Source organism: Proteiniclasticum sp. C24MP (assembly GCF_043951855.1).
Taxonomy (GTDB): domain Bacteria; phylum Bacillota; class Clostridia; order Clostridiales; family Clostridiaceae; genus Proteiniclasticum.
Map to the genome: position 1 here is coordinate 1 of NZ_JBINJW010000042.1, position 9,397 is coordinate 9,397.

Consider the following 9,397-nt stretch of genomic DNA (forward strand, 5'->3'; position numbering starts at 1 on the left):
GATATCCGGATACCATATGGTATCCGGATATCGCTTCTCGCTATTTACTTTACAGAGAGATTGATCACTTCTCTGTTTTCAAATGAAGCTCTGATGGCTTTTATGATATCTCCGTGTGCATCGTTGAGACTCATGGTCGCTGATGCTGTAACATCTGCAAGCATGGCTTTCTCTTCATCACTTAAAGCATCATATTTCGCCTTGTCTTCCGCATCTTCGGAACCGTCCTTCAGAGCACGTCCGTTTCTGTCAGAAGTGTACTTGTCAAACCATTCTTCGATTTCTTCCACTGTTTTACCGATGAACACTTCTTCATACCCATCCATCTGCTCTTCCCATGTGCTGATGCCCATCTTGTAGTCTTTTCCTCTTGCTCTCTTGGTCATCCAGGATTCGATTTCACTGAAGAAGTTTTCTTCTGTATCTTCGGTCATACCATCAACTTTTTCATCATGATCTTCATCATAGTTATATCCACCCTGACCTGGGAATCCGCTGAAATGAGGCATTCCATCACCATCATAGTTCGGTGTTGCCACTTCAAGCTGATCCACATGGATTGCAACCACTCTACCTTCTGAGTCAAATAAGGTGTTTGCAAATACCTGATTCAGGCTATAGACTGGAACATCCTGATCGTCTTTTCCAGGTCCGACTCTCGGCATGAAGGACACGCCGAATCCAGCTGCTTCCGCCTCTGTGATTTCAAGACCCATTCTGTTTTCATATGCGTTTCTGATGGCTGCAATGATGTTCCCATGGGAGTCATTGAGACTCATGGTTGCTGATGTGGTCACATCTGCAAGCATTGCCTTGTCTTCATCGCTCAGGGCATCATATTTCGCCTTGTCTTCCGCATCTTCGGAACCATCCTTCAGAGGACGTCCATTTCTGTCGGATGTATATTTCTCGAACCATTCTTCGATTTCTTCTATAGTCATTCCAACGAAGGTCTCTTCATAAGCATCCATCTGCTTTGTCCAGGTGCTGATGCCCATTTTATAGTCATCGCCTCTTTCACGCTTGGTCTGCCATAATTCCACTTCCGCCAGGAAATTCTCTTCTGTATCTTCTGTTACACCATCCACCTTCTCATCATGGTCTTCGTCGATGTTGTATCCGCCCTGTCCAGGCCATCCGCTGAAATGAGGCATTCCTTCTCCATCGTAGTTTGGCGTTGCCACTTCCACCTGATCTACATTCAGATGCAGGATTTTGCCTTCTCCGTCAAAGAGAACACTTGCAAGAACTTCATTGATGCTCCATACCTGTGTTTCCTTATCATCTGCTCCTGGTCCCTTTCTACCCATGCTGGCAATTCCGAAACCAAGCAGGACATCGGATGCTTCCACATTGGAAGGATCCTCTTCCTCTTCCACGATCGGCCATGGATTCGCATCTGGGTCCAGTGCGTTTTTCATGGCATAGATCAGCCCTCTGCTTGTAACAGTTGCTCCAGCTATGACATCCACGTCTGCTGAATTGGCTTCCACAAATTTATCAGGAAGCTGTTCCAGTGCTGGTGTTCCAACACCTTGTGTTTCATCCGGACCTTCTGCTGTGACCTTTGTTATTTCATCTCCAATCTTTGTGACTGTTACGGTGACTTCTCCACCATATCCTTCACCAGTACCGGTGAGTGTCTCTTCCTCTCCTGGTGTTTCAGATGGAGTTTCCGGTGTCTCAGGTGTTTCCGAGTCTGTGTTTCCACATGCCGCAAGTCCTAGAACCATAGTCGCTGTAAGTAGCAATGATAAGATTTTTTTCATGTCTTCCCCTCCATTAATATATAAGTTTTTCCCCGTTTAATGAATATGTTTATTTTGTTTGATATTTCACTAACACATATATCTTATAATGAATTTCGGAAGGTTTCAAGCGTTTTTGTACTATTTCTGCGCAATATTCAGATAAAGATTCTTTTCAATCTGCTAAATATATGAGCCTCAACAGTTAACATCGATAATGAATATCGTATGTATTTCATCTGTTGAAGCCCTTATAGTGTATGTTTACTGATATTTCTATATTATATATCAGAATTCATCAGAATTCCTCCTTGAGACTTCTGATGAAAAGACTGTTCAGCGTTTCTCCCGGATCCTTGCCGTGGAAAAGCACATCATAGACCGCTCTGCAGATGGGCAGGTCCACATGATGCTCTTCTGAGATTTTCATGATGGCTTCCACGGTATAGTACCCTTCTGCAAGAGAACTGTATTCTTCTCCTCTTACATAGCTCTCCCCGAATTTTCTGTTATGGCTGTACTGGGAGAAGACCGTGGCTTCATAATCACCTAGATGGCATAGACCATAGGCTGAGAGTACATTCCCGCCCATAGCTTCCATGAGTCTTGAGATCTCTCTGGTGCCTCTGGACATAAGGGCACCTTTCAGAGAAGACAGCCCCAGTCCATCGAGCATGCCAGCGGCAATGCCGATGATGTTCTTGGTCGCTCCTCCGATTTCATTTCCGATGAGATCATTTCCATAATAAAATCGGATCAGATCCGAAGAAAAGGATTCAATGAGCATCTCTTTCACTTTTTCGTCACTGGAATCAATGACCATGCAGTTGGGGATGCCTCTGTAGAATTCCTGAACATGTCCTGGTCCCAGCCATACAGCAACAGCGGAAGAACTGTCCATATATTCTTCCACCACCTCTGTGAGTCTCTTGCCGGTGGAAATCTCCATGCCTTTCATGCAGAGCACAAAAGTCCTGTTTCGGACTTCCAGGGATTCCATCTCCTGCATCAGTGCCCTGAGCCCCTGAGAGTTTATGGAAATGATGATCACTTCCGATTCCAGCGCCTTATTCAGTTCTGTTTCAAGCCTGACAGTTTCCGGAAGCGTGATCAGGCCATTGGTTCTTTCCTCCTTGAAACGCTTCAGATGCCGAGAAGATTCTCTTCCGTAAAGCGTCACCTCATGTTCTCTCCGATCCAGATACCAGGCAATGAAGGAACCCCACCTGCCGCATCCGATTACACTTATCTTCATCTTTTTCTCTCCAATCTCTTAAATGAATTCAGTTGCTTCTTATTTTGGCAGAACTCTGCCCTAACTTCTATTCTAGCCGCTTCCCTGTTCCAGTTCAAAAAGTGCATCAAACTTTCACTCTTATTTAAGAAAAAATGAGGTCTAACCAGTCAATACTGGATAAACCTCATCTCATCTGTCTTCTTTTCTTTTTAACGATCCACTACGATGGAATAGTAGTCCGTATCGATGATCATGGCGGAATAGTAGAACTGTCGCTCGATTTCGCTGGAAATCGATCTTCTGTATTCATCCTTTTCCTCATCTGTCATGGTGACGCCTTCATTCAATGTGAACTCTTTCGTCACAGAATTGTATTTTCCTTTATTCGTGATGAAGCTTCTGTTGTTGAAGATGATCAGCGGATCACTGTCAGAGAACATATCGATGCCCATCATGAGTCTGGAATCGTATTCCAGTCCCATGAGATTGGAGATGGTCGGTATGATATCAAGGCTGGATACGGGACGGTCTATGACCTCAGGTTCCATTCCCTTTGCATATAATATGAAGCTGGATTTATACAGCTCAAAATTGGATTCCACTTCATGCCCTGCCAGATCACTGATTTCGTTCATCTCAAGCCCATATGGGTAGTGATCCGCACTAATGGCTATGAGCGTTTTATCAGCCACTCCCGCTTCTTCCAGTTTGTTGAGCAGATGTTCCATGGCACGGTCCAGCTCGATCTGCGTGGCCATATAGGCTTTACCAGCCTCTGTATAGGGAAGGTCCTGCACAAGCTCCTTGTTTTTGCTTGCTATGAAGTTTCCGGAGAAGGAATATCTCATGTGTCCTGACACCGTCATGTAGTAGGTATGGAAAGGCACATCGTTCATGTATTCCTCTGTGGTCAGCTCCATCATTTCAAGGTCTGATTCCGGCCAGGTCGCTCTCACATCAAGTCCGTTTCCAAGTCCTTTGTATTCATAACCCAGATTCGGATGGGAAATATCACGGTTGTAGTAATCATAGGTATGATTATGATAGGCCATGGTCTTATAGCCTAGTTCTCTCAGCTGATTGCCCATGGTGAACGGCATGGAGATGGAACCTGATTTGTACATGCTCCATACTCCGCTTTTAGGGATGAGTCCTGTTGTGGCCACATACTCTCCATCGGAGGTACTGACGCCCCAGATGGGATTATAAAAGTTTGTGAAGTTGAATCCTTCATTCTGCATCTTGTATAAAGTAGGTGTGACCTCTTCATCCACAGCATAGTGAGAATAACCTTCTGCTGTGATGAGAATCAGATTGTAATCTTCGAATCTTCCGGTATACTCATTCTGCATGGTGGGTTTTCTTGTACTGTAGTAGATATGCATATTTTTCAGATCTTCACTTGCAGTCTCATTGATGATGGCTTCATAATCAATGTCCATCACATTCTCTTCATAGACCACTGGAGTTTCCTCCACCGGTGTTTCTTCTTCTCCAGGTGTTTCAGTAGGATTCTCTTCCGGCTCTTCAGGATTCTCCGGCTCCTCAGGCACTTCGACCAGCGGTGGTGGTGCAAGAGTCGGCTCAAATCCAAAGACCGTTCTCTGAAGGTCTATTCTCATGCTTGTCATAAGACCAAGCTGATTCACGGAAGCCACCGGATAATTGTTTCTGTAGTACATATCATAAGCCGAGTTCACTTCCTTATCTCCCAGATGGATTCCTCCAAGAGCTCCCCCGAAGAAGATCACAAGTGTGAGCGTCAGCATGCCTCTTTCTTTCCAGCTGGATGCATAATTGGACTGATCGCCTTTCTTGATAAGAACCGCGAATACAATCAGCGGAAGGAAGAGAAGAACCAGCCAGAGCGCGTTCTTGCCCATGGCGAAGAAAATATCATTGATGAATTCCAGCACCTGGGCACCGTTTCCTGCTGAATACACCGTATAGAACGTTTTAAAGATTTTGTAGTAAATCAGCTGCGATGAAAAAAGCAGCGTCAGAAGGATCAGCGCAGCACTGATAACAGCTGTTCTTCCACTTCCTTTAAAGAATCCTGCAATCAGATAGATTAAAATGGAAGCCGCACCTGAAAAGAGAACGGAATAAAGAAGCCCTGCGTTGAAGAAGATCGCTTCCGTGTTCACTCTTAAAATCAGTTCCATAAATAAAATTGCACCAAATAGAAACAGCAGCAGGTTCAGTCCTTCAAGATACGACTTGTATCTCTGTCTCTTTCTTCTAATCATTCGAGTCTCACTCATGTCTGTTATCTCTCCTCTATAATAAGGGTTCCCCCTAGATCGACTTTGTCAGTTCTTCCAGCAGCATCACTCTGAAAAGCTGATGCGGATAGGTCATGCTGCCAAAGGATATTCTTCTGTGCGCCATGGACAGCACTTCTTCGGAAATACCCAGACTGCCTCCGATGATGAACTGGATTTTCTGACCGTCCAGAAGATCGTCTGTAAGCATTTTCCGCAGTGCGTCGCTGGTGGTCTTTTTTCCCCTGAGATCCATGGCTACAATCTTTCCTCTGGAATCAAGATACTTCAGTATGCTTTTCCCTTCAAGATTCTTGACTCGCTCCAGTTCTTTCTCAGAAGCTCCTTCTTTTGTCTTTTCGTCCTTTATCTCAATCACGCTGATTCTGGCTCGATGATTCAGTTCCTTCAGAAAACTTTCCTGTGCGTTCCTAAGGTAGCTTTCTTTGAGCTTTCCTACAGCAATTATATCAATTTCCGCTCTCGTCATTTTCCACCTCATGATACTTCACGGATTCTATAATCCTCTCGTAATAGGATGCATTGTTCTCGATATTCTCTGTGAAACTCCACAAAATCACCTGGACAAACTCCTTCTCATTCTCCAGAACAAGAAAAACATACGTCACTGAAACATCATCGATGTTTCCGCTCACATGAAATTTTCTGCCTTCAAGACCATTCGACGCCACAGCTTCCCTCTCCGTGACCGTGGCTTCTTTCAGGTCCTTCATGGCAGATGCTGCAATGAGTTCACTGTAGTGGTCCATGTCCATATCATCCGAAAATGCGGCTTTATCATCTGTCAGTGTGATCAGGTAGGACTGATACGCTTCATTATATAAGGAAAGATCCGATTCCTTGTGCAGCGTCTTGTCCTCTTGCCAGAGTTCCGTCGCCAGAATGGACAGATCCCCTGAAGTACTGGTGAATTCCTTATATCTTTCCTTCTCTTCCTGCGCTCCGTTCTGATTCAAAGGACTTTCAGGTATCTCCTCCACATCATTCCCACAGGCACTGAAGAGGATTGCAGCAAGAAAGAGAATGCTTGCCAGTGTTGTTTTTTTCCGGATACTCTCCGCCATCATTGCCTGTCATCATCTCCTTCGTTGCATCATTACATAACATGATACGCTTTCCAAAGATTCAAATGGTATCAAAAAAGAAAAAAGAAGTTTATCTTTAGAAAAACTTAAGAAAAAGGAAAAGACTTCGTTCCACAAGTCACGAAGTCTTCCAAATCATATCATACGCATTCCGAGAGGAACTAAGAAACCTTACCGCAGCACTTCTTGTATTTCTTGCCGCTTCCACATGGACATGGATCGTTTCTTCCAATCTTGTTTTCATTTCTTACAGTTCTGGAATCTTTCAGTTCCTTCTGAATCTCTTCTCTTTTTTCTTCAGTCAGGATATTTTCCCATGCTGGAATCTCATACAGATAATCCGCTTTCGCATCCAGCATATTGTAATACAGTTTTTCCAGATTGATATCCAGTGTGATTTCATCGTCTGCACCGATATTCTCGAGGTCCAGCTGTGTATTCAGAGAATCATTGACTCCATCTGTAAATCCCATAACGAACTCGTTGGTTGTCTTCATTTCTTTCGCAAGATCACTGATCTTATAAGTGAATTTCTCCTCAGGATTTTCAAGAATTCTTGTGTAAATCCCGCCCTCTACCTTGGAGTACTCCTCCCAGAAAGCTTTTTCTCCTTTTGTCTTCACATAGTCTACAACCATGTCATTCCAGCTTTTGTATAAATTCATATTTATATTCTCCTTCAAACTTAGTAATTATGCTTTGTCATTATACCATGTCATCGCTAGGATCCGCTACATCTTCTGTCTTTCTCAGACGATAGGCAGACTTTTCCTTGCAGTAGTCACATATATGTTCCTCATCCTTTTCTATTACAGGAAAAGTTTCATATTCTATAATGAAATCATCTATTGCCATATCGTAATCATCAAGACAGCTGTAAATTATCTTCATGTCACACCTCCGTATAACTTGAGGGTCTGATTCTGCTTGCCAGGGCAAGATCCACATCCATTCCTGGTCCTATGGATAGTTTCTCTTCAAGGAAGATGTTCTCCACGGTTTTAAAAGCAAGTTCCGGAACATTATTGGTTCCGGAAAGATGGCCTAAGACGATTTTCTTTTTTCCATATTTCAGAATTTCCAGCGCAGCTTTACCGGCATCCACATTGGAGAGATGCCCGACTTCACTCAGTACTCTTCTTTTCAGGTCATAGGGATAGGGACCGAATTTCAGCATTTCAACATCATGATTGCTCTCCAGAAGAACCAGGTCGGACTCCAGAATACTGTTTCTGATTTCTTCCGTAAATACACCTATGTCTGTGGCGATGCTGATTTTCTTTCCGCCCTGCGTAACGGTATATCCTCTACAGGCAACCGCATCATGGGGAACTCTGAAGGAAGAGATTTCCATATCTCTTATGGTGAAATCCTTCTCCACAATCTTTATGTTATGAGGTTTGATCTTTCCCAGACATTTCTCCATGGCAACCCATGTTTTTTCATTGGCATAGATCGGGAGATCAAACTTTCTTGAAAGTATGCCTGCGCCTTTCACATGATCGCTATGTTCATGGGTGATCAGAATCCCGTTCAGTTCAGTGGGATTTTCACCTATATTTTCCAGCGCACTGATAATACTTTTCCCAGTCAGTCCCGCATCCACAAGTATCTTCGTTTTATCCGAACCGATAAAAATACTGTTTCCACTGGAACCGCTGTACAATGAGCAAAAAACCATATTTACACTTCCTAGCACTTTTCGACGGAAATTTCAGCGCCTAACTCCTTGAACTTCTGTTCAATATTCGGATATCCTCTATAGATATGTTCGATGTCACTGATTTCTGTCTTTCCTTCTGCAATAAGGCCTGCAATAACCATGGCGGCTCCCGCTCTCAGATCCGTAGCTCTGACATTGGCACCGGAAAGCTTTTCCACGCCTTCGATGATTGCCGTTCTTCCTTCAACAAGAACACAGGCACCCATTTTCTTCAGTTCGTCCATATGCTTGAATCTGGATTCCCAGATGCTTTCATTGATGATGCTTCTTCCCTTTGCGATACTCATGAGAACGCCCATGGGCTGCTGAACATCAGTAGGGAATCCTGGATAGGGTGAGGTTTTCACATTACAGGATTTGAGATTCTCCGGATCTGAAATCACCACCAGACTGTCATCATATTCCTTTATGACTACACCCATTTCTTCCAGTTTTGCGGAAATGGATTCCATATGTTTGGGAATGATATTCTTGATGGTCACTTCACCACCACAGGCAGCTGCTGCAATCATATAGGTTCCCGCTTCAATCTGATCCGGGATTACGCTGTATGTACAGCCGTTGAGCTCCTTGACGCCATTGATTCTGATCACATCGGTACCAGCACCCTTGATGTCTGCACCCATGGTGTTCAGAAAGTTAGCCACATCCACCACATGAGGTTCTCTGGCCACATTTTCAAGGACGGTCTGTCCTTCGGCAAGTGTAGCCGCCAGCATTACGTTGATGGTTGCACCCACTGAAACCACATCAAAAAAGATGTTTGCTCCGATGAGTCTGTCCGCTTTTGCGGTGATGGATCCATGGTCCATGGTCACTTTGGCACCCAGCGCTTCAAAACCTTTGATATGCTGGTCCATAGGTCTTACACCGATGGCGCACCCACCAGGAAGTTCCACCTTGGCACTTTTATATCTGCCAAGAAGTGCACCCACCAGATAATAGGAAGCTCTCATCTTTCTGACATCTTCCGTATCTGCGACTACTTTCAGGTCACCTGTACAGTCAACAGAATAGGTGGTACCGCTTTTCACGATCTTCCCACCTACGGATTCTATGATTCTTTCCAGACAATGCACATCGTCAATGTCCGGGATATTTTCTATTTCACTGATTCCATTAGCCACCATGAGTGCCGCTGGAAGTATTGCAACAGCAGCATTTTTGGCACCGCTGATTTCCACTTCTCCATGTAATTTATGACCACCGATTATTACTAATTTTTCCATATATTCCACCTTTATCATTCATACTCTTATTCGGCTATTTACGAGGCACGGGCACCTTCTTATGTTATTTCCAAATCTGATGACATTCAA

General features: G+C 44.0%; 9 protein-coding genes. All 9 read right to left on the minus strand.

The annotated features are described in order from the left end of the window. Nucleotides 1–44: 44 nt before the first annotated feature. Nucleotides 45–1,769 carry an FMN-binding protein gene (locus ACHAL6_RS15070; RefSeq protein ID WP_395271480.1) on the minus strand — a complete coding sequence of 575 codons (1,725 nt, stop codon included), beginning with the start codon at nt 1,767–1,769 and terminating at the stop codon, nt 45–47. A 277-nt stretch (nt 1,770–2,046) separates the two neighbouring features. Next, entirely contained in the window at nt 2,047–3,003 is a 957-nt protein-coding gene (locus ACHAL6_RS15075; RefSeq protein WP_395271481.1) for an NAD(P)H-dependent glycerol-3-phosphate dehydrogenase, read from the minus strand. Nucleotides 3,004–3,194: 191 nt separating this feature from the next. Beyond that, a complete protein-coding gene (locus ACHAL6_RS15080; protein WP_395271482.1) occupies nt 3,195–5,249 on the minus strand; it encodes an LTA synthase family protein in 2,055 nt (684 codons plus the stop codon). Between the two features lie 34 nt (nt 5,250–5,283). Further along, nucleotides 5,284–5,739 (minus strand): 23S rRNA (pseudouridine(1915)-N(3))-methyltransferase RlmH, encoded by a 456-nt coding sequence (locus ACHAL6_RS15085; protein WP_395271483.1) that lies wholly within the window; start codon nt 5,737–5,739, stop codon nt 5,284–5,286. Beyond that, on the minus strand, nt 5,720–6,337 hold the full coding sequence (locus ACHAL6_RS15090) for a hypothetical protein (RefSeq protein ID WP_395271484.1): 618 nt from the start codon (nt 6,335–6,337) through the stop codon (nt 5,720–5,722). The genes ACHAL6_RS15085 and ACHAL6_RS15090 overlap by 20 nt, the downstream gene beginning before the upstream one ends. A 179-nt stretch (nt 6,338–6,516) precedes the next feature. After that, nucleotides 6,517–7,020 (minus strand): SEC-C metal-binding domain-containing protein, encoded by a 504-nt coding sequence (locus ACHAL6_RS15095; protein WP_395271485.1) that lies wholly within the window; start codon nt 7,018–7,020, stop codon nt 6,517–6,519. A gap of 40 nt (nt 7,021–7,060) precedes the next feature. After that, entirely contained in the window at nt 7,061–7,246 is a 186-nt protein-coding gene (locus ACHAL6_RS15100) for a CxxH/CxxC protein (RefSeq protein ID WP_395271486.1), read from the minus strand. A 1-nt stretch (nt 7,247) separates the two neighbouring features. Next, a complete protein-coding gene (locus ACHAL6_RS15105; RefSeq protein WP_395271487.1) occupies nt 7,248–8,036 on the minus strand; it encodes an MBL fold metallo-hydrolase in 789 nt (262 codons plus the stop codon). 11 nt (nt 8,037–8,047) lie between these two features. Continuing rightward, nucleotides 8,048–9,307, minus strand: a complete 1,260-nt coding sequence (locus tag ACHAL6_RS15110) for a UDP-N-acetylglucosamine 1-carboxyvinyltransferase (protein WP_395271488.1) — start codon at nt 9,305–9,307, stop codon at nt 8,048–8,050. Nucleotides 9,308–9,397 lie beyond the last annotated feature (90 nt).